General features: G+C 54.9%; 21 protein-coding genes. 15 read left to right on the plus strand and 6 right to left on the minus strand.

Features of this window, described 5'->3' with window-relative positions; all coding sequences use genetic code 11:
• Positions 1–224: 224 nt before the first annotated feature.
• From WX88_RS01935 to WX88_RS01975, 8 genes are all read left to right on the plus strand, one after another.
• Positions 225–1,268 (plus strand): sensor histidine kinase, encoded by a 1,044-nt coding sequence (locus tag WX88_RS01935; RefSeq protein ID WP_046242590.1) that lies wholly within the window; start codon positions 225–227, stop codon positions 1,266–1,268.
• Entirely contained in the window at positions 1,265–1,984 is a 720-nt protein-coding gene (locus tag WX88_RS01940; RefSeq protein ID WP_046242591.1) for a LytR/AlgR family response regulator transcription factor, read from the plus strand. Before WX88_RS01935 ends, WX88_RS01940 begins: the two co-directional genes overlap by 4 nt.
• A 162-nt stretch (positions 1,985–2,146) precedes the next feature.
• On the plus strand, positions 2,147–3,436 hold the full coding sequence (gene tssD, locus WX88_RS01945; protein WP_046242592.1) for a type VI secretion system tube protein TssD: 1,290 nt from the start codon (positions 2,147–2,149) through the stop codon (positions 3,434–3,436).
• Positions 3,433–3,909, plus strand: coding sequence for a hypothetical protein (locus WX88_RS01950; protein WP_046242593.1), 477 nt, complete (start codon positions 3,433–3,435; stop codon positions 3,907–3,909). The genes tssD and WX88_RS01950 overlap by 4 nt, the downstream gene beginning before the upstream one ends.
• 216 nt (positions 3,910–4,125) lie before the next feature.
• A complete protein-coding gene (locus WX88_RS01960) occupies positions 4,126–4,599 on the plus strand; it encodes a hypothetical protein (protein ID WP_156175901.1) in 474 nt (157 codons plus the stop codon).
• A complete protein-coding gene (locus WX88_RS01965; protein ID WP_231590603.1) occupies positions 4,578–5,018 on the plus strand; it encodes a YrhA family protein in 441 nt (146 codons plus the stop codon). Before WX88_RS01960 ends, WX88_RS01965 begins: the two co-directional genes overlap by 22 nt.
• 71 nt (positions 5,019–5,089) lie before the next feature.
• Positions 5,090–5,452: a hypothetical protein gene (locus WX88_RS01970; RefSeq protein WP_046242597.1), complete on the plus strand. Its 363-nt coding sequence runs from the start codon at positions 5,090–5,092 to the stop codon at positions 5,450–5,452.
• Between the two features lie 16 nt (positions 5,453–5,468).
• Complete coding sequence (locus tag WX88_RS01975) at positions 5,469–5,954, plus strand: hypothetical protein (protein WP_046242598.1); 486 nt, start codon at positions 5,469–5,471, stop codon at positions 5,952–5,954.
• A 311-nt stretch (positions 5,955–6,265) separates the two neighbouring features.
• Here the strand turns inward: WX88_RS01975 and WX88_RS01980 are convergent, their stop codons facing one another.
• The 6 genes from WX88_RS01980 to WX88_RS02005 form a co-directional block, all read right to left on the minus strand.
• Positions 6,266–6,856 (minus strand): riboflavin synthase, encoded by a 591-nt coding sequence (locus tag WX88_RS01980; RefSeq protein WP_046242599.1) that lies wholly within the window; start codon positions 6,854–6,856, stop codon positions 6,266–6,268.
• Positions 6,857–7,002: 146 nt separating this feature from the next.
• Positions 7,003–7,317: a hypothetical protein gene (locus WX88_RS01985; RefSeq protein WP_156175902.1), complete on the minus strand. Its 315-nt coding sequence runs from the start codon at positions 7,315–7,317 to the stop codon at positions 7,003–7,005.
• Positions 7,318–7,461: 144 nt separating this feature from the next.
• The gene (locus WX88_RS01990) at positions 7,462–9,156 is read right to left on the minus strand and encodes a S8 family serine peptidase (protein ID WP_082115784.1); all 1,695 of its coding nucleotides are present in this window, start codon (positions 9,154–9,156) and stop codon (positions 7,462–7,464) included.
• A 42-nt stretch (positions 9,157–9,198) separates the two neighbouring features.
• Positions 9,199–10,017, minus strand: coding sequence for a hypothetical protein (locus WX88_RS01995; RefSeq protein ID WP_197076639.1), 819 nt, complete (start codon positions 10,015–10,017; stop codon positions 9,199–9,201).
• A 28-nt stretch (positions 10,018–10,045) separates the two neighbouring features.
• On the minus strand, positions 10,046–11,203 hold the full coding sequence (gene mnmA / locus WX88_RS02000; RefSeq protein ID WP_072052933.1) for a tRNA 2-thiouridine(34) synthase MnmA: 1,158 nt from the start codon (positions 11,201–11,203) through the stop codon (positions 10,046–10,048).
• A gap of 141 nt (positions 11,204–11,344) precedes the next feature.
• Positions 11,345–12,766: a sugar transferase gene (locus tag WX88_RS02005; RefSeq protein ID WP_046242602.1), complete on the minus strand. Its 1,422-nt coding sequence runs from the start codon at positions 12,764–12,766 to the stop codon at positions 11,345–11,347.
• 133 nt (positions 12,767–12,899) lie between these two features.
• Here WX88_RS02005 and WX88_RS02010 point away from each other — a divergent pair, with 133 nt between their 5' ends.
• From WX88_RS02010 to WX88_RS28505, 7 genes are all read left to right on the plus strand, one after another.
• Complete coding sequence (locus tag WX88_RS02010; RefSeq protein WP_231590604.1) at positions 12,900–13,589, plus strand: protein-L-isoaspartate(D-aspartate) O-methyltransferase; 690 nt, start codon at positions 12,900–12,902, stop codon at positions 13,587–13,589.
• 126 nt (positions 13,590–13,715) lie between these two features.
• On the plus strand, positions 13,716–15,938 hold the full coding sequence (locus WX88_RS02015) for a M43 family zinc metalloprotease (RefSeq protein ID WP_046242603.1): 2,223 nt from the start codon (positions 13,716–13,718) through the stop codon (positions 15,936–15,938).
• 129 nt (positions 15,939–16,067) lie between these two features.
• Positions 16,068–18,248: a M43 family zinc metalloprotease gene (locus tag WX88_RS02020; RefSeq protein WP_231590605.1), complete on the plus strand. Its 2,181-nt coding sequence runs from the start codon at positions 16,068–16,070 to the stop codon at positions 18,246–18,248.
• A 205-nt stretch (positions 18,249–18,453) separates the two neighbouring features.
• Complete coding sequence (locus WX88_RS02025; protein WP_046243064.1) at positions 18,454–18,933, plus strand: acyl-CoA thioesterase; 480 nt, start codon at positions 18,454–18,456, stop codon at positions 18,931–18,933.
• A gap of 56 nt (positions 18,934–18,989) precedes the next feature.
• On the plus strand, positions 18,990–19,769 hold the full coding sequence (locus WX88_RS29835) for a hypothetical protein (protein ID WP_156175903.1): 780 nt from the start codon (positions 18,990–18,992) through the stop codon (positions 19,767–19,769).
• A 600-nt stretch (positions 19,770–20,369) separates the two neighbouring features.
• A complete protein-coding gene (locus WX88_RS27080) occupies positions 20,370–21,230 on the plus strand; it encodes a helix-turn-helix domain-containing protein (protein ID WP_052732245.1) in 861 nt (286 codons plus the stop codon).
• Positions 21,231–21,315: 85 nt separating this feature from the next.
• Positions 21,316–21,711: a DUF4345 family protein gene (locus WX88_RS28505; protein ID WP_072052920.1), complete on the plus strand. Its 396-nt coding sequence runs from the start codon at positions 21,316–21,318 to the stop codon at positions 21,709–21,711.
• Positions 21,712–21,977: the final 266 nt, after the last annotated feature.

A 21,977-nucleotide genomic window follows, 5' to 3' on the forward strand; every position in this document is an offset into this window, starting at 1 on the left:
GTTGTGCTGCAAAGGAACACGCCCTCCTGCCCCACCAGGCCGCATTTTCGACACTCCGGACGTTTTGTTCGACACGTTCGGCACTTTGGCTGGCCCGTCGGGCGGCGGCCTGGGGCCAAACCTGCATCAGCAGCCTCGCTCCTGGCCTCAAAAGCGCTGCGGCAGTAGAGCCAGCGGGCGGCGGGCAGTATCTTTCCCGGGGCAATAAGGTGCCTCCCCCGAGCATGGCCGCATTCTTTCGGCGCCACCGCATGGCGCTGCTGCACGTTTCTTTTTGGAGCGCTTACTTCTCGCTGTATTGGTACCAGTATCAATCCATAACTGAGTACACACAGCAGCAGGCGCAGGTCCTCGTGCTGGTACCACTGGTCTCCTACTGGCTCATTGCGTACTTCAACTACTTTGTACTGCTGCCGCGTTGGCTGGTACACCAGCGCCTGGGGCAGTACGTGCTGGAATTCATCGGACCGTTTGGGCTGGCAGTGGCGCTGCGCATCCTTGCGCTGCAATACTTGCTCGGCACGAGTTCGCCGCAGGTTGGTTATCTCCAAAAGCCCATCTACTGGATTTCGTCGGCAGCTTCCACCTTTTTTTTGGTGTTGTTTGTAGGCCTCCTGCGGTTTGCGATGGGCTGGTTTGAATTGGAAGCCCGCACCAAAACCCTGGAAAACGCTCAGCTAACCGCTGAACTCAAATTCCTGAAGGCCCAAATCAATCCGCATTTCCTCTTCAACACCCTCAACAACCTCTATTATCTGGCCTACAAGCAGTCGCCCAATACCACAGAAGTCATCGCCAAGCTCTCGCAAATGATGCGCTATATGATTGAGGACTCCAACCACCGGCAAGTGCTGCTGAGTAAGGAAATTGAGTACATGCAGAACTACATCAGCCTGGAGAAGCTGCGCCTGAACCACGAAATCCCCATTCGGCTGGTAGTCGAAGGCTCCTCGGTCGAGGGGGTGCACATTGCCCCACTCCTCTTCATCACTTTTCTGGAAAATGCCTTCAAGCACGGCGTGAGTAACAATTCGCCCGATGCCTGGGTCGATGTCCGCATTCACCTGGCCGCCGCCCAATGCTCGTGCACCGTCGAAAACAGCAAGCTACCCACCATGGTCCGGCCAGCCAGCGAAGCACCGTCGGGCCTGGGCCTACAAAACGTGCAGCGCCGGCTGGAGCTGAGCTACCCCGGCCGGTATCAGCTACGGGTCGAAGACCGCCCCGACCGCTACCACGTGCACCTCCACTTAACATTGGCGGCATGAGCGGCCCCTACTCCTGCCTCATCGTCGACGACGAGCCCCTGGCCCGCAACCTCCTGACAGAGTACGTGGCGAAGGCCCCGTTTCTGCGCCTGCACGCCGCCTGCGCCAGCCCCTTGGCCGCCCTCGACATTCTGCGCCAGCACCCCATCGACTTGCTATTTCTGGACGTGCACATGCCCGAGCTGACCGGCCTGGGCCTGCTCCGCGCCCTGCCCCGCCAGCCACTCGTGATTTTCACCACCGCGTACTCCGAGTATGCCCTCGAAAGCTACGAGCTGGATGTGGTGGACTACCTGCTCAAGCCCATTGCCCTCGACCGGTTCTTGCGCGCCGTGCACAAAGTCAGCCAGCGCCTGGCCACGCCGCCACCCGCCCCCGCTACGCCGCCCGCGTTCCTCTTTGTGAAGGATGGCACGAAGCTGGTCAACATCAACCTGAACGACCTGCTGTTCGTCGAAGGCCTGCGGGATTACGTGGCCCTGCACACGCGCCAGCAGAAAATCGTGAGCTTGCAGCGGCTCAAGACCCTGGAGACGCAACTGCCGACCCAGCAGTTCATCCGCATTCACCAGTCCTATATCGTGGCGCTAGCGGGCATTGAGGCCGTGTACAAGGATAAAGTTCAGGTAGTAGGCGGCCGGCTGCTGCCCATCAGCGACACGTACCGCAAGCCATTTCGGGACTTTATCGAGCGCAACCACCTACCTCTGGAGTAAGCCCGGCCAGTGATGGATTAAGGCTGTACGGAGGGAGAAACTGCCCCTACCGACCCAGCGATGGCAGAAGTTGCATGCAGCGGCAAGCACGACGCTTTGAGAACTGCCGCCGTGGCATAGCTTTAGGCCGTTCCTTTCCCTCTACCCTGCTCTTTACCTGGCATGGCTTCCTTTTACGCCGAGCTGCACGTGGCCGGCTACGGCTACCCCCTGCGGCACTGCACCTACGCCTTCACCCAGGCCACCGACGAGCGGGGCCGCGTCATCGCTAAGGTGCGCCAGGGTCATATCGACCTCGTGCTCGACGTGCCCGACGACACCCTGCTCGAAGGCTGGGCCGCCGCACCGCACAAGCCCCTGCCGGGCTACATCCTCTTCCGCGCCGCCAACGGCACCGTGCTCGAAACCCTCGCCTGGGAGGCGGGCCACTGCATGGGCTACCGCGAAGAGTTTGACGACGGCCACCTCGATGGCAGCGAAGGCGCCTACCTGGCTTTCGTCACCATCTCCGCCCCCAAGCTCACCCTCACGCCCGGCGCGCCGGCCGCCTACGTCGCGCCCGCGCCCCGTGAGCACGGCACCCCGCCCCAACAGGCGTTGACCAATAACCCGTTCAAGCTGCCTACCGGCCCGCCGCTGCTGCCCGAGGTCGTCGTGCTGGCCGAAGAAACCCTGCTGGCCCGCCTCTGGCAAAGCATGCTGCGCCTGCTCTCCGGGCCTGCCGCCCTCACGGCCGGCCTGCTGCTGACTTCGGCCAATGATGTAGACGCGCCAGGCTATGACCCGGAAAAGGACTTTAGTAAAGCCCATCCGATTCCACTACCGGACTTAGATAAAGCTCGCCTGGAGCATTTAGAGTATTTACGTGAGCAGCGGGCGCTTACGGCTGATGAGGAAGCAGAGCTGATTGCATTGTTGGCTAAAGTACGCGGCGTACACGTCAGCGACCAAGCTGGCCTGTATGCGTATTACATGCACCGGCCGACAGAATTAGCATTGGTCGCAAAGCTAAAAAAGCCCTCCGACGCCCATTCAATAAACACAATAACCCATAAAACATATTTTGGCGGCGGTAATCGTAATACCCTCAAAACCGTAGCAATGGGCCATGTGGACCTGAACGCAGACTTTGCTGCTATCCAAGCCGGTGATGCCGCTTACGACCAGCAAACGCAAACATTTATCACTAAATCCGGGCGAGTTTATGGGTTTCACTCCGACCACCTTGCTGCTGGTGGTTCCAGTTCTATTTACCCCATTCGTGGCAACCCAGGCGACTTCGTCAACCTTACGCAAGCCGAATTTGGTGTGCTAGGCAAAATGAGCCTTTACGATGGATTAAATGGTGGTGCTCGCCAAGAATTAGAAGGTAGACTAAAAGCTGGCAACCCCGGTATTAGCCCCGACAGTGAAGCAAAATTAATGGCACTTTATAACTCTAAGAAAAAATGACCAAAGAACTAGCGGGCATCGAACTAACTTTTTCTAAACTTATCGAAGAGTCTCTCTTGATAGACGCACTGAGTGAATGCCTGAACGTTGACAGAAGTGCAATCTGGAACTGGGATTGGGAAGGAGTACCTCCCTCTGACTTGTACGCGGACATTACCTTGGTATCGCTGGACACATTAGCCTACCCCTTTTCTGCCCGGCTCCTTTTCAATCAATATGTAACCGTTGAGCCAACTTTTGAATTAAAATTGGCGCACACCTTAAGCAAGCGGTTTGATTGTGCAGTCCTCATTAACGATGAGACGGGCGGGGCCGATGACTTTGTAGAAATATCTTCCGATGGCATGGTAGCGTGGTGTTCAGGTGAAACGAGTGAAAGTGGGTTGACCGTGTACCGCTATTCTCCTCGCGGACGAACCACTTACCAAGAAGCAGTCGTTGCAATAGAGGAACAGGCATCTACGTCTAGGTAAAGGAGCTGCTCAGTCTTTAGCTATGCGTAGCCGGCCGCCCTCACGGCGGGCCTGCTGCTGACTTCCACTAACAGCCCTTCTGACCCCGGCTATCAGCCCGAGTGGGACTTTCAGAACCGCCATCAGCCACCTACCGATAAGGACAAGGCCCGCCTGGCTTACCTCGAAAACGAGCGCGCCACCGGTGGTAGCCTCACCGGCGACGAGCAGGCTGAGTTGCTGGCCCTGCTGGCCAAGGTCAAGGGCATGCATGTCCGCAGCATCACCGACTTGGATGTGGCCGGGCCTCTGCGGGGAAATATGGTCCAGTTGCCGGGGTTTTATTTCATCTCCCTCGCGTATACCAAGCGAAGCAAGACCGATACTAAAGCCCTTCGCGACAAGTTTGCACCCATAAGGAAAAACTTCCTTATTGCGTTGGGCTCAGACCCTACTAAGCGGGCCACCCTCAAAAAAGCAGGGTTAACTGATGCCGAAATTGACGACATGGCCAATGGCATTCGTCCTCGTGATTGCCAAGTCCACCACAAATTACCCTTGGACGATGGCGGTGACAATTCGGAGCAGAACTTATTACTGATTAAGAACGACCCGTATCATTTGGCTATTACTAACTATCAAAACGTGGCTACAGAGGGCATGTCACCCGGTGACACTCGCATCTTGCAGTGGCCGATGCACAATGGATAGCCCCTGCGGCACTACCTCAAGAGCTTGAAGCGCTCCACCATGCGTGTACCCAGCAGTTGAACTACCACTTACCGTCCGCCTACCTCGACCTCTTGCGCCTCGCAAACGGCATCGATGCTAACGGCATTCAACTCTACGCCAGCCAGGCTCAAACGCGGGTCACGCCGGAAGGACGAACTAAATACCTGTTTCGGGGAATAGTGGAAGCGAATGAACAATGGCGCGACTTCCCACCCAACAAGGAATTTGTCTTCTTTGCCGAATCCGGCGACGTGCTCTACTGCCACAACTTGACCAGCGGCAAGTTTGAAATCGTCGACCGCATTACCAATGAATTGATTTACCAGCCTTCTTCTTTTGACACTTGCGAGAAACTGCTGGAAAAGCTGCTTAACCATATGCTCAACTGTTACGAATAAATAGAAGAAAAGAAGTACTGTCACTAGAACCCTAAAAGGTCAAGTCCATTTTTTACCTAAACCACAAACCTATGTTCACGACACAGGAAATCATACGAGCCATTATTGTAGGAACAGTGGTCCGAATACTGTTCTATTTAATCAAAATCAGCTGGCAGAAACTGCGCCGCATAAGCTGGCGGAATCAGCAAAAAGCCATTGATGAGCGCATTACGCAGTGGATGGACCGAACGCTCACCTTCCGTCAGCTATTCATAGTAGCTCCGCAGTATTTGTTAGCAATCCTCATGGTCTGCTCACTTTATAGCGTGAGTTTCTGCACCTTCTTTGTTGACTTTGCTCATCACCAATCCTTTTTTCATGCCGCGCTGCCCGCCGGGGGCTTGGTGCTTTCGGGTCATGTAATGTATCATTACATGATTAAATCCATTTAACTTATTTCTTCATCTGATGCCTGCTCCCGATAACCTCCAAATCACCATCTCTGACGCCGACCTCAAGCAGGTAAACGACGCGCTCGACACGCTGGAAGCGGTGCTCGGGCCGGTGCTTATCACGCTCTCCGGCAAGGAAATTCAGCGCCTTCCCAAGGCCAGTGATGGCACGCTGCCATTTATTCAGCAGGCGTTGCAGTTCTCGGAGCAGCAGCCCCAATTTGCACCCGCCTACCTGGATTTGCCGGGCTTGCGGCAGGACTTGAAAAGCTGGGAGCAACTCACCGCCGTACTACGGCGCTTGCAGCCCCTCACCACCAATCTCAACAGCACCACCATTCTGCTCGGCAGCGAATCCTACGTGACTGCCCTAGCCTACTACAACGCCGTGCAACAGGCTGCCAAGCGGGCCATCAGCGGTGCCGTGGATATTTTCCAGGTGCTAAAAGCTCGGTTTGAGCAAGCAACCTCGAGAAAGAAAGCCCCTAAAGCATCCGAATAATTCGCTCCCTTATAACAGAGAAGCCGCCAACTGTTTAGCAGTCGGCGGCTTCTCTGTTATAAGGGAGGCCGCATTCTTCTCATTCGCCATTGACTGCCAGAAATTCGTGAGCGCATGGTTTTTATTCGGCCTCGCTTCGCTTAGTAGCCGGTTCGCTGGAATACTATGCGTAGCCGGATGAATTTCATTCAACCACGCATGAAATTCATCCGGCTACGCATAGTATTCGAGCAGGTCCTCCTGGCTGGACAAGCCCACGGGATTCTAACCACTCGCCCAACCGCATTGCATTAGGCTGGGGCAGTCCGCACCTACCGACCCAGCAGCTTCGCCACGTACTTGCCCACGATGTCGAACTCCAGGTTCACCGTTTCGCCGGCTCGTAGCTGCTGAAAGCTGGTGTGCTCGTAGGTGTAGGGAATAATAGCCACCGTGAAGCCCTCATCGGTGCTATCGAAGCACGTCAGGCTGGTGCCGTTCACACAGATAGAGCCTTTTTCGACGGTGAGGCGGCCGGGACCGGGTGCGTGCCCGAAACGGAACAGCCAGGAGCCCTGCTGGTCTTCCACGCTCAGGCAGGTAGCCGTGGCGTCGACGTGGCCCTGCACGATGTGGCCATCGAAGCGGCCGTTGGCGGCCAGGCAGCGCTCCAGGTTGACGTGCCGGCCGGGCTGCCACTGGTTTAGGTTGGTGACGCGCATGGTCTCGTCGATGGCGGTGACGACGTGGGTGCCGGCAGCCGCATCCACGGCTACCACGGTCAGGCACACGCCATCGTGAGCCACGCTTTGGTCTATCTTCAGCTCAGCGGCAAAGGGCGAGGCTACGGTGAAGTGGCGGTTGGTGCCCTGGTTTTCAACGGCTACGATGGTACCCAGGGCTTCAATAATTCCAGTAAACATCTATTGCGGATTTAGTCAGATTAGTCAGATTGCCCGGATTCGGCTGGGACCCGAAACGATGGACCCAGCCGCTCCTGAATGCAAAGAACGGCACCCAGCAACTGGGGTGCCGTTCCGATTGAACAACCAATTTAGGGACCCAATGATTATTTCTCGGCCTTCTCGAATGATTTCCAGTCTAACTCCCCGCCTTCGCGACGACGCAGAAACACCGTTTGGTCATCTTTTTGCGTTTTGCCGAAGGTTAAATCGCCACGGCAATCGAGACATTTCACGGAAGTGTACTTGAATTTATCCTGCGCCACGCGGCTGGTCAGGTCCAGGTTATCGGAGCCGCAGAGGCCGCAGGCCGCTACATCCGGGAAGCTCAGCCGGTCGTACTCGGCCACAGTTTCGTGGAAGTTGTTGCCCTGCACGGTGAAGTGAAACTGGCGGCGCCCGATGCGCTTGGAAATCATCATTTGCAACATGTTACTGCAATAAAACGGGGTGAATTTATGCTTTAAAATTACGAAATATCACCCTCAAAAACAAGCAAATAAGCCGCCGTAACGGCATAAAAAAAGGCCCCTCTAACGGGGCCTTTTTTGCTTAGGTTGAGAACCTTACTGTTGCACGAATTTCACGGTGCGACGACTCTTGCCGGCACTCACTTCACAAGTATACGCTCCTTTGGCCAAGCGCCCCAAACGCAGGGGTACCTCGGTATTCGTGGTGGCCGGCAGCTGCTGCTGAACTACCACGGCGCCACGGGCATCGAGCACCCGCACCCGCAAGGGCTGCCCGCGCAACGCGGCGGGGAGTGACAGCGTGAGCGAGCCTTCACCCGAAGGATTGGGGAACAAGCCTAGGGCATCTGCCTTAGCGGCGGCATTCGCCGTGGCCAGTGGTGTGGTGGGATTCAGGGCGTTGTAAGCCCTGACAAAGTTGGGGATGCCGTAGCCGAGTGTGTTATCGGGTGTGGTGGCTTGCGAAGCCGTATTCCGCAACGCTGCAATGACCTGCTGCACTGTGAGTGTGGGGTTGGCCTGCCAGAAGCCTGCTGCCATACCGGCCAGAATAGGGCAGGCATAGGATGTACCACTGCCCCGGAACACGACCCCATTAGGAGCCAGCACGGCCGCCGCCTGCCCCATCACCGAAAGCGTGGGCTTGATGCGCCCGTCGGCCGTCGGCCCATAAGAGCTGAAATTTGAGTGATTACCCAACGAATCCACTGAGCCTACCGACATAATCGAATCTGCATCGGCCGGGGCCGAAATGTAGCGCCAGGGGTCATCGCCCTCGTTGCCAGCAGCACTCACCACCAGAATGCCAACCCGGGCGGCAATCGCAGCGGCCCGCGAGCTGATTGCTGTGCGGCCGTTCATGTCGGCGTAGGTGTACGATGTGGAGGGCGCATCGAAGGTGGTATAGCCCAGCGAGGAGCTGATGATGTCAACCCCAACCGAATCGGCGTACTCCGCCGCGGCCAGCCAGTTGGCTTCCTCAATGGGGTGCTCCGAATTTGCGTCTTCCGTGAGGCACAAGCGGAAGCTTGCCTTCGGAGCACTGCCGATGTAGAGGCCTGCTTGGTTACCAGCAATGGCCGACAGGCAGTTAGTGCCGTGGCTACTGCGGCTATATACATTGGTGCCGCCATCCACAAAATTGCGGGTGCCAAGCATTCGCCTCTCCTGAAAAAGTGGCTCTAAAGCTGAAATCTGGTCGACGCCCGGGAAACCGGCATCAAACACAGCTATTTCCATGCCCTCGCCCCGGTAGCCCGCGTCGTGCATAGCCAGCACCCCAATCTGCTCGTTCTGACGGAAGGCTTTACCGTACTGGCTACGGGTGCCCGTCGTGCTGCGCGCGGCCGGCTGGGCCGCTTGTGCAGGGGGCGTACCTGGTGCAACTGGCCGGAAGCTGCGGTTGAGCGTAGCTGCACTACGCACTGAAGGCAAAGCAGTAATGCGGGTCAACGTGGCCGAATCGCAAGAAACAACTGCCGCGTTGAACCAGCGTGAAGTGTACACCACCGTGGGGCCACCGGCTACGCCTCGCACCTGTGCTACATAAGCCGGGTTCACGGGCAGGTCGCGCGGGAGCACGGCAATGCCTTGTCGTGTACGGCGAGCTATTGACTTGGCCGACAGAAACACTTGCGGCTGCGCCACCGAATACGGGGTACCCGCCTTGTCGCGGAAATACACCAAATGGCGCCGTACGGTGCCCTGGGCTGCCGCTGGCGCCGCCGACAACATATTGAATATGCCGGCCGCCAAAGCTAAGCCCAACCATTTTCTTTTTATGAACATCATAGCAGACGGAAGTTGTGGGGTGTGTAGAAGTAGCAAGTAAGCTTAACGTAGCTTATAATCAATCAAGGTTTCGCGCCGGGTCATTGCATTGGAGTAGTAGCCCCGGGGATAGATCTGATTTCCAGTACTTGGGTCAGTGTAGTTGTAGTACACGAAATAATCGCGCCGCCGGTAAACTGGCCCTACCCCTTTGGCGAATACCTGCTGGTAGCTCACGCGCCTGAGCAAGCTGTTTTCGGCGGCCGTGCCGTCATTGTTGGTGATGAGCGTGGCGGGATAAGCTTTTGCCGGAATACCACCGGTGCCGCCGGTAGTAAACGGCTGCCCCACATCGCTATAACGCCGGGTTTCGGCAGTTATCGTATCATTCAAATTATTATTATAGGCGTTAAAATTCCACAACCGGCCATCACGCACCGGAAAAATGAGCTCCAGCGTCCGGCTGTTGTTGCGATTCAAAACCACCGCTTGAGCCGATGTACTCAATACAAACACGCTGTCGGCACGGAAATCAGTTTCGCTGGGCGCCTTTTTAGACCGCACCAAGCGGTAGGCAGGCTGCCCTGCTGCATCGGTGAATGTTTCTGTGATGGTTTCTTTGAACTGGTAGTTACTGACCGTCGGCACACTGCCACTGGTGGGGGAAGTCGCAGCGCTCCAAGTAGTATCAGTTACGGCATAGACCCAATAATTACCCACGGCCACCGGGTAATAGTCGATGCCTGCTTCGGGAGCAGGCTCTGACTTATCCTTGCAGCCGGCGAAGCCGAGTGTCCCCACCACAACGACCACAACGGTGGTGAACAGCCTAGCCCAACGGGCACGTATACTTATTTTTAGGTCTAGTAGCATCCTGTGCATAAATTCAAGGTAGCAGCAGCTTGGAAGATTAATGACTGGCCTCTACAGCAGCAAAAGGTAATGGAAATTCGCCAATTACGTGGCGCTCAATCCAGCCGCCACCCAGCACATCGTTACCATCATAGAACACGGCGGCCTGGCCGGGCGTGATGGCGTGTACCGGCTCTTCGAAATAAACGCGGATTTTGCCGTCCACTTCCTCCAGAAAGGCAGGCGCGCCATCGTGGTTGTAACGCACTTTCACTACGGCTGGCACCAGGCCTTGGCCGGCCAGGCTGGCTCGTTTGCCCATGTTGAGCTTGCCTACCACGGTGGCGGTGCTAGCCAGCTCACTGTAGTTGCCCAGCACCACCTCATTGGTATCGGGGCGGATTTCGAGCACAAACGCCGGGTAGCCCAAGGCCACGCCCAGCCCCTTACGTTGCCCGATGGTGTAGAACGGGTAGCCTTCATGCTTGCCAATCACGCGGCCATTTTTCGTCACGAAATTGCCACCGGCCACGCGGGCTTCTAGGCCCGGCACGCGCCGCCGCAGGAAACCGCGATAGTCGTTATCAGGAATAAAGCAGATTTCGTAGCTCTCGGGCTTGTTCACCAGCTCGGTAAAGCCGCGCCGACGGGCTTCGTCATAGATTTCGGTTTTGCGCATGCCGCCCAGCGGAAACAGGGTCCGGCTGAGGCTTTCCTGGCTCACGCCCCACAGGGCATAGCTTTGGTCCTTGTTTTCGTCGAGGCCTTTGCTCACCACGAAGCGGCCGGTTTCGGCATCTTTGCGGATGTTGGCATAGTGGCCGGTAGCAATGAATTGGCAGCCGAGCTGGTCGGCCCGCCGCAGCAGGGCGTCCCACTTAATGTGGGTATTGCAGAGCACGCACGGATTGGGCGTGCGGCCGGCCAGGTATTCATCGGTGAAATTATCGATAACGAAGTCGCCGAACTCATCCCGGATATCAATGATATAATGCGGAAACCCGAGCTGCACGGCAATATCACGGGCATCGTTGATGCTATCGAGCGAGCAACAGCCTGTTTCCTTCTTGGACCCACCGGCACTGGCGTAGTCCCAGGTTTTCATGGTCATCCCAACCACTTCGTAGCCCTGTTCGTGCAGCAGCACGGCGGCCACACTAGAGTCAATTCCGCCGCTCATCGCGACGAGTACCCGTCCTTTTATTTCGGTATTCATAGTGAGTTGCAATTCACCCGAAGCTTGAATGGTTCCGGCTGGCAACGACAAAGGTACAAGTAGGGCGCAGCCTTTGCTGCGCCAAGGGCGTGCTGGTAGCTGTGGGCTGCTCGTTCTGCGTGACGCAGCAAAGGCTGCATCCTACTTGCCACGGCCTTCTACGATGATTTTCAACGTGTACAACAGTACCCGAAAATCCATAGCTAAGCTCATATTTTCGATGTATAGAATATCATATTTCAGTCGCTCTACCATCTGGGCTACGGTTTCGGCGTAGCCATATTTTACCTGGCCCAGCGAGGTGAGGCCCGGCCGCACGCGGTGCAGGTGGCGGTAGTGGGGCGCGATTTTCATAATCTGGTCGATGAAAAACTGGCGCTCCGGCCGAGGGCCCACAATGCTCATGTCGCCCTTCAGCACGTTCCAGAACTGCGGCAACTCGTCGAGCCGCACCTTGCGCATAAACCGGCCCCACTTGGTGATGCGCGGGTCGTGGTCGGAGCTCAGGGCCGGACCGGTCTTTTCAGCATCCACGAACATCGACCGGAACTTGATGATGCGGAACGGATGGCCGTTTTTACCAATCCGCTCCTGCCGGTAAAACACTGGGCCGGGCGACGACAGCTTCACCATTATGGCCGTGAAAGCGTACACCCAGCACGCCAGCACTAAGAACAACGCCGACCCTACCACGTCGAAAACGCGCTTGAGCACCACCTGCCACACCGGCAACAGGTCCTGCTTTATTTCGATGAGTGGAGTACCAAATAAATGGTTCACCTTCACCGAGCCCAGCAACATCTGATAAAGGTCAGGTAGAATACTAATACGGGCCGAGGTGCCATCGAGCAAGGTCAAAATATCCTGAATGAGCCGGTGCTCACTGGGCTCGATGGCAATGACGAGTTGCTCGATTTTAAGTGCACGAACCAAAGCGGGCAGGCGCCGATAGGAGCCCCGGGCCGGCAACTCGGCCGCCAGCTCCGGGTCGATTGTGTCGCCTACAGGCGTGAAGCCAACCAAGCGCAGCCCCAGGTGGCGGCTGGTGCGCGCCAATTCATGGAAGGTACTCAAGGCCAGTGTATTGGAACCCACCAACAGCGTGGGGAAAGAGATATAGCGCTTGCGAATCTGATTCTGCACGCTGCTCACGGCCCAAGTGCGGAGCACGGCCGTAATGAAAAAGTGCAGCAAGTAGTAGACTGTAAATGTTTTGTAGTATGCGCGGTAATTCACCACGCCCTTATCGTCGAGCAGCAGGGTGAAAAAGATAACCACTGCTCCCAGTACCGAAACCTGCGCCAAGCGGAGAATTTCGGCCAGACGCGACTTGCGGAAGATGTCTCGGTATTCACCAACCAACACATAGAGCACGGTCCAGAATACAGCAATGAGAATGGCAGAACCGGTAAGGTCAAATAAGGCTCCTTCCGTGAAATGATAGCCAGTCATTTCATTAAGCAAGTATTTGCGCTCGAGGTAGAAGCACATCCATGCCACCAGTGCCGCTCCGAAATCGGCGGCTACAAGCTTGATATATTGAAAGCGGCGAATTAGCTGCAAAACGGTGGACTAGGTAGTATTTTCGCGGCCTATAGGCAAGAATCGCGCCGGGCAAAGGTAGGAGCCTATGACTAGTAGTCGGGCTTACTCTTTTCTGAATTGTCAGAGACAGCAACGCTGCTGCGACCCATTTTTGTATTCCAATAAGCATCCTTTTCCTATTTCACCGCTCCCAGATACCTATCGGCACCAGGGCCAGCGCCGCGTTTTGGCCCGCGAACTGCGCCGCCGTGGCATTCACGATGAGCGAGTGCTGGCCGCACTGACGGCCGTGCCACGCCACTTGTTCTTCGCACCAGCGTTCGAGGCCCACGCCTATCAGGACAAAGCCTTTCCCATTGGCGAGGGACAGACCATTTCGCAGCCCTACACGGTGGCCTACCAAACTCAGCTGCTGGGCGTGCAACCCACCGACCGAGTTCTGGAAGTAGGAACCGGCTCGGGCTATCAGTGCGCCGTGCTGCTGCGCCTCACGCCCCACGTCGATAGCATTGAGTTCAATGAGGTACTGTTTGCCCGTACCCGACAGCTACTTGCGGCGCTCGGGGCCAGCAGTGCGGCCCTACACTGCGGCGATGGCTCATTAGGCTTGCCCGCCCGGGCACCCTTCGATGGCATTTTGGTGACCGCCGGAGCCCCGGGCCTGCCGCCGGCACTGCTACGACAGCTGCGCGTGGGCGGCCGGCTGGTGATTCCCGTGGGTGATAACCAGACCCAGCGCATGGTCCGCGTGACCCGTGAAGGCTCTGAGACTTTTGTGCGGGAAGAATTCGAAGAATTTCGATTCGTGCCCCTACGCGGAGCCAGCGGCTGGCAACCGTAGCAGGAAACCAGCGTCTCTTCATTTATTTACGCATATACTAGCGTAACTTGCTCACTGTTTTGATGGCCACGGCCTAATGCTACACCTTATCTGATACTGTCAGTCACAAAAAACCGGTCTAACTATATGCTTAAACGTTTACGTTTTTTCCGGCGCTGGCTGCTGGGTATTGGGGTAGTGGCACTGGGCAACTCGGCCGCCGCGCAAACGCCGAAAGGCCTGACCCGCACCTACCCCGAACACCGCACCGGCTTCCGTTGCGCCTTCGATAGTGCCCAGCAGGCGGCATTTGCCCGCCAGCCGGGGGCAGCCCTGGCCTACCGTGCCTTTTTGCAGGGAGTAGCCCAGATGAGCCCGGCTACGCAAACCCGCCTGCTGGCCGCGCCCGACGTGACGGTGCCCGTGGTGATGCACATCATCCATACCGGCGGGAGTAGTAACATTTCCGACGCTCAGGTGTACGATGCCCTACGGGTCGTGAACGAGGACTACAGCAAAACCAACCGCGATACTGCCGACGTTATTGCGGCTTTTCAGCCCATTTACGCCAATATCGGCTTCAAGATGAAGCTGGCCCGGCTTGACCCCAACGGCAACTGCACTACCGGCATTACCCGCACCTATTCCACTGATTCCAACATCGGCGATGACCGGGTGAAGAATCTCATTAAGTGGGACCAGAATAAGTACCTCAACATCTGGATTTGCACTAGCGCCAATGGGGCCGGCGGCTACGCCTACTTCCCTTGCACGGGCGGCAGTGTCGACGGCATCGTGATTCGCAACGCACAGTTTGGGAGCATCGACACCTCGGGAGGCAGCAACCTAGCCGTCCGCACGCTAACCCACGAAATCGGCCACTATTTCGGCCTGCCCCACACCTGGGGAGGCAGCAACACACCCGGCCTAGCCAGTAATTGCGGCATTGATGACGGCATTGCTGATACGCCCAACACGACCGGCTCGCAAACCAGCTGCTCAGCTACTTACGGTACGGGCACAGTACTCACCAACTTCAATCCCTGCGGCCCATTGGCCAACGTGCAGAATTATATGGACTATTCGTCCTGTACGCGCATGTTCACCTTGGGCCAGCGCGCCGTAATGCGGGCGTCGCTGCTACTCAGCTGCCGCCAGCAGCTCACCACTCCGTCCAACCTAGTGGCCACCGGCACTGACGATAGTTTTACGGGTGGCGACTGCGCCCCAATAGTGGCCTTCCAGGCTTCCGCCCCCGTAGTGTGCGCGGGCTCGACCATAACTTTCACTGATTACTCTTATAACACCAATCTGGCTGCCGCAACTACTAGCTACAATTGGCAATTTCCAGGGGGTGTGCCCAGTACTTCTACATTGCGCAACCCCATGGTAACTTACCCCACGGGCGGTATCTACAGCGTAAGCCTGACCGTGACGGCCGCCAGCGGTAGCAGCACTACCACCCGCCCAGCCCTGGTGCAGATAGTAAGCGGTAACTCGGGGCTGGCAGGACCAATAGCAGAATCTTTCGAAAGCGCTGACTTTCCCCTCAACTTCGCGACACCCGACCTGCGCAACTGGGTAGCCTCATCGTCCTCAAACGTGGGAGCAGCACGCTGGATTCGCAGAGCCAGTGCGCCGGGTGGCCTCGTGGTTAGCGACGGCGTGGCCTGCGTGGCCGTATTCTCATCACTCGTGCCCGCTGGTACCCAGATTAATATTACCTCTCCAAATATTAATTTAAGCGGGTTTACGGCTGCCAACCCGCCGGTTCTTTCCTTCGACCGGGCATACGCCCTACGGCCCGTTGCGGCCAACGACAACCTGAACGTACAGTTTAGCACTGACTGCGGACGGACGTGGAACACCCAGCGTACTTTCTTCCCAAATACGCTCAACACCCGTGATGCGCTCCGTATAACAGGGTACACACCCACAGCAGTCTCCGACTGGCAACCGCTGCAGATACCTATTCCGGCTAGCTATCTGGGCAGTAACTTCCAGATCCGCTTCCAGATGGTGAGCAACCTCGGGAATAACTTTTACCTCGACCATGTGGCCGTGGGGGTAGCCACCCCGCTGGCAAGCCGTGCGAGCAACGCGGCCGGCGCGGCACTGCGCGTTTTTCCCAACCCGCTCACGGCTGAAACCGCCGTGGAATTTACCCTGCCTAAAGCTGGGCCAATTGAGCTACGCCTCACCGACCTCCTAGGCCGCCTAGTGGCTCGTCCCGTGCAAGCTACGGGCCGGGTCGGCACGCAGGCCCTTCCTCTACTGCCCAGCACTACCGTACCGCCCGCAGCGGGCATTTACCTTGTGGAACTGTACACATCTACAGCACGTTGGACTAGCAAAATCGTTATTCCCTGACCCTTTTGTCCACGGTGACTCATTCCTCATTTTTTGAGGTAAATTTGACACTCGCCCTATTACTAAAGATGAGCTTCACTTGATTTCCCTCTCGTTTCTCTTTACATTTTTCACAATTATTTCCTCATGTTGAAAAAACTTTTACCCTCAGTGCTAACCGCTGCCTTGGCCCTGACCGGCTTTGGAGCCAGCGCCCAAGCCTCACGTGGGGCCAACTGGTGCGGTACCACCGCCTTGCAAGCACAGTACTACGCGGAGCACCCCGGGGCTCGCGAAGCTGAAGAAGCTCTGTACAAACGCGTGATGGCCATTGCCCAGGGCCAACCTCAGCAGCGGGGCACAGCGGCTGCTCCCGATGTGGTCATTCCGGTAGTTGTTCACGTGATTCACGCCGGGGGTGCCGACAATATTACTGACCGTCAAATCAATAGCGGCCTAGACCAGCTGAACATTGACTACCAGAAGCTGAATTCGGATACCATTACTATTAGCCCGCTGTTCCGGCCCATCGCGGCCTCCATTGGCTTCAGCTTCCGTCTGGCCAAAAAGGACCCTAACGGCAATTGCACCACCGGCATCACCCGACACTATGCGCCCAACCTCGTCAACGACGACCAAACCGGAGCGGTGCAGGCACTTAGCGTTTGGGACCAATCCCGCTACCTCAACATCTGGTTGGTGAATTCTATCGGCGTGGCATCGGGTAGTAACGTCACGATAGGGTACGTTTCGCCACCTAACGCTCCCTCAAACCCCCGCGACGGCTTTGTGGTACGCCAAGACTACTTTGGCGACATCGGGACCAGCAACCCCACGAATGCCAGTCTCCGGGCAGCTACCCATGAAATTGGCCACTATTTCGGCCTGCGCCACCCATGGGGTCCCACCAACAACCCCGGCACCGGCAGCTGCACCGGCGATGACTTGGTGAGTGACACGCCGCCCACGGATGGTACGTTCAACTGCAACTTGTCGTACGCGCCCTGTGGGCAGATTGCCAACGTGCAGAACTTCATGGACTATGCTTCTTGCGCCAACATGTTTACCCAGGGCCAAAAAACTCTGATGCGCAATCTTTTAACGGCAGTCCGCTCTAACCTCACCACGCCCGCTAACCTTATCTCGACAGGTACTAATGACGGGTATGTAGCACCCAACTGCGCGCCAATCGCAGCTTTCGCACCGGCTCCGGGTTCCAGCCTCAAAGTATGCGTCAATACAAATGTGACCCTGCGTGACTATTCGTCCAACTTCACTGCTGCTGGTGGCACGTTAACCTATAACTGGTCATTTCCCGGTGGCAACCCCTCGACTGCTACGGGCCAGACGGCAACCGTCTCGTACCCCACGGCCGGGTTCTACCCCGTTACCGAAACCGTGACCAACACGGTTGGCAGCAGCACAAGCACGGTCACCAACTACATCCGGGTGGAAGGCCCCACAGGTGGAGAAACGGCCCCAGTTGCGCAGTCATTCGAAACCAGCACATTCCCAGCCCTGTTTCCCGAGCCCACACTGCGGAACTATGAAACCTTTGGCACTACCAGTGCTAATGGCCCCGCCAACTACCGCTGGGCACGACAAGCCACCCTCCCAGCAGCCGATGGCAACGCTTACGTGCTAGTAAGTAACCGAGTATATCCTCCTGGAGCCATTACGACGCTTATTACTCCCAACATCAACCTGACCGCCGCGCCTAACCCGGCGGTGCTGAGTTTTGCGCGGGCCTTTGCCTTGCGCAGCGCCACCAGCAACGAGCAGCTTCGCATCTCGTTCAGCAGCGACTGTGGCGTGACCTGGTCGACCCCTACGGTATTGGATGTGACCGCGCTGACTACCCGTGGCCTTACCCCGACCGACGGGTACATTCCCGCCGCCAGCAACGAATGGCAACGGCTCAACGTACCGATTCCGGCGCAGTTCCAGGGCAGTGGGCTATTCAAAGTGCGCCTGCAAATGGTGAACGGCACCACCCCAGGCAACAATTTCTACCTCGATGACCTGCGCATCGGCAGCGCCGTACTAGCGACTAAGGCTGATGCCCTGGCTAGCCGCGGCATCAGTGTGTATCCGAACCCGCTCACCAAGGAAACAGCTGTGCATCTCAACCTGCCTGCTACGACCCAGGTGCAGGTACGCCTAACCGACGTATTAGGCCGTGACGTTCTGACTTTGCCAGCGAAAACGTACGGCGCAGGCCAGCAAGCAGTATCGCTGCAAAGCGCCGGGCAGCCATTGCAAGCTGGTGTGTATGTCGTGCGCATTTCCCTCGACGGCGAAACCTTCACCAGCAAGCTGACGGTGGAATAACCTCTCGCTCATCAGGCCCTGGCGTTGATTTCGGGATGCAAAAAGCTCCGGCCGCAAGCCGGAGCTTTTTTGTGGGCAGAATTTTCGCTGAGGCCCGGCCTTACCTTTGTGCGAGCGGCTGGGCCTTGTTTCAGCTGCTTTTTCTTACTCATTACTCTCATTCGCCGTGCGCAAGCAAAAACACGTTGCCGACTCGTTCGTTATCATGACCGAGCTGGTGCTGCCTAACGATACCAACACGCTGAACAACCTCATGGGGGGCCGCATGATGCACCTGATGGACATCGCCGCGGCTATCTCGGCCCAAAAGCATTCGAACCGCATCGTCGTTACGGCTTCCGTCGACAACGTTTCCTTTCGCGACAGCATCCGGCTGGGCAATGTGGTGACGCTGCAAGCCCAGGTGACGCGGGCCTTCAGCTCCAGCATGGAGGTCCACATTGATGTGTGGGCTGAAGACATTCCCAGCGGCACCAAAATGAAAACCAACGAAGCTTTTTTCACCTTCGTAGCCGTGGACCAGACCGGTCGGCCCATCGACGTACCCGAAGCAATACCGGAAACTGAAGAAGAAATCCGCCTCTACGATGGGGCTCTGCGCCGCCGCCAGCTCCGTCTCGTGTTGGCCGGCCGCATGCAGCCCGCCGAGGCTCAGGAACTGAAAGCGTTGTTTGCCATAGGATAACCTCAGCTTGGTTGGAGCCCCGGTTCTGTTGTATTACCTGCTTAATCTTCCCCGCTATGTCTACTGAAAAGCTGACTTTTTTGCAAAACTTCTACACCGACGTAACCCTTTACGTGCCGGCCGAGCCAGAAGCAGTACCAGCGGCACCAGCATCAGCTGTTACGGTCGAGGCCAAAGCCAGTGTCCCTAAACCACCAACCCGGGATGTCCAAGTCCCATCTAGAGGCTTCAGCCATCCTTCGGCGGGCCTCGAACGGTTGGCGACTGGCTTCGGCCAATCGGCGGTAGCAGGCGCAGGCCCGGTGGTGCCGACGGCTTCTCCTCAGCCAACTCCTGGCGCGAACTTAGGCGGTTCGACTAATGGCATCCCAATCATTCAACAACCGGTTACAGATTCTTCTATCGTGCCGCCAGCAGTTCCGGCGGTGTCCCCCGTAATGCTGACTACCTTCTCTACGCTGGGCAGCAATGCGCAAGGAGTGATACTCCTGTTTCGGTTGCCACATGAGCAGTTTATCAAGCTGCATCGCAACGTATTTCTGAATAAGATGCTGCAAGCGCTCAATCTGGTAATGGCCGATGTCGTCCTTGTCAACGTGGAGTCGGAACTGCCCGTAGGTTTGGTTAACCTGCGCCGTGAGCTGGCCGCAACGCACATCATCGCCTTCGGCAAAAACCTGCTCGACGTCACCATTCGCAACACCCAGATTTACGAGCCGGTCCTTTTTCCCAGCCTGGGTCTCTCCTACCTATCATCGGCCACCGTTGACTTGGTCGAATACGATGTGAGCCTCAAAAAACGCCTCTGGCCTGGTCTGAAGGCCATGTTCCTTTAATAAACGGAATTGAGTGATGTCGTGTGTTGGCTGGCGTCGGCTTAAGCAGTCACGTTTTCAATAACTTGTCCGCTATTTCCGACGTGCACTATTATTCGTCGCCGACGCCGATATTAGCTTTTAGTGGCACTGGCCACCGATTGTGTTATAACGTCATAACACAACAACCCATCAGACAGCTCAATGGTCACGAATCGGTTTAAGCGGCTACACCTCTATGGAGTGGATCAGCCATCCTGATGATCTAGCTATTGAGTAAAAAGAACATTGTCAATAATAAGAATCATGCACGGGCATTAATACTCAAATCGTTTCAGAGATAGTGCCGTTCCGACAAATTGTGGAGGTTAGCCATCAATCTGTCGGGCAATATTTTTACACTCGCTGGATGGGTGCAGTGCTCTATTCGATTGCCAGCTTAGAATAACCTGCTGAATTCAGTCAAGAAATATTGACATTAACACCAATTCCAGGGTTTATGAAAAAGCTACTTTTAATTGATTAGAATATCATCTCAACGCCCGGCTTTCTAAATTATAGAAAAAGCTGTACTAGCGCTTGAAGTCAAGCTTAATCGAATACTAGTCATTTGAAAGTACGATGTTAAAAACCAAGCTCATTTCATACCAATCGAAATCTACTAAGGAAATAGAGATAATCAGGGTTGATGAGAGCACCAGCCTAAGTGAGCTAATCACTAAACCGTACAGAACAGATTTCTTTCAAATTATCTGGTTTAAACAAGGATCTATAACAGCCTATCTTAATTTTGAAGAAATCAAAATCGAGCCTAACACAATATTATTCCTAAATAAGAATACAACTCAATTTTATAATTTTAAAAGTAAAATAAATGCAGACATAATATTATTCACTGAAAATTTTTACAATAAGTCAATGGCAGAAATCAATCACATTAGCCATAGCTTGATCTTTAATGATTTAGCAAAGCATCCAATAATTAAGCCCTCTGATTCGAATTTTTCGTCGATTTTAAATATAATTTTAGACGAGTACTACAACTACAATGATTCGTACCATATTAATTTATTAACAAACCAATTGCGTTCTTTTATTTTATTAGCAGAGAGGCAGTATACTAACGAAAGTGGTTACCAATTAAATGGAGTTGATATTAATTTATATGTTCAACTTAAATCACTAGTTGAACATAAATTCAAAACAGAGAGGACTTCTCAATACTATAGCAACGCTATGAATATTACCGAAAAACGTTTAAACAAATCCGTGTTAAGCATTTCCGGTAGATCAACTAAAACTATTATTTTGGACAGGGTGATATCAGAAGCTAAATTATTATTAGTAAATAGCAATTTAAATATAAAGGAAATTGGAGTAGAATTAGGTTTTTCTGAAACTACTAATTTTGTTAAGTTTTTTAAAAGGTATACCAGGAAAAATCCCTCTGGATTTAGAATGATGTATTTGGGCAGAAATTGACCCTATTTAGGCTATAATTAACCTTTATCTAGGTAACTACCCACTCTAGCTTTGCATCCGAAAACATCACTAAATTTCAAATCGGATGAAAGTTACAAAAATTCTAAACACCATAGGGTGTGTAATTACTATCGGTTTTGGTTTGTTGGGCTTCCTTTTTCCAGCACAGGCATCCAAACTCACGGGACTGGTAGCCTCTACTGCAAGTGCAGTTGCAGAGTTTAGGGGCACTTTTGGCGGAGCATTTTTAGCAGCGGGAATCTACCCGTTGATAGTGAGGAAACAAATAGTATACCTGTTTACAGGGTTGTTTTGGTGGGGCGCAGCAGCGGGCAGAATACTTTCTTTATTTGCTGATCAAGGTTTTGATGATCCTAGAAATTTTGGAGGACTACTAATAGAAGTACTTTTCGGTCTACTACTAGTAGTTGGTAATCTTAGAGTCAAAGTTCAAAAAGAACTTCCCGGCACAGTTCACTAAATTCTCTCAGATGCTTAATTTCATGCTCTTAACTAAATTTTTAGCGCTTCTAATTGACAGCGCTTTTTCTTAAGTAGCCATTGAGAGATTGAAACAATAACACGGATTTCGATTAGGCAAGAGCATGGTCTCCACATCCTTGATATTGGGTAAGCTCAAGATTTCCCCTGGCACACAAGACACGAGATACTTAGGCTACGCAGGAGCCAGATGAGCATGCCAGACTATTTGGGAAACTCACTTTTATTTAGATGCGTAAACTAAAA

The sequence above is a fragment of the Hymenobacter terrenus genome, from assembly GCF_000972495.1.
GTDB classification, from domain to species: domain Bacteria; phylum Bacteroidota; class Bacteroidia; order Cytophagales; family Hymenobacteraceae; genus Hymenobacter; species Hymenobacter terrenus.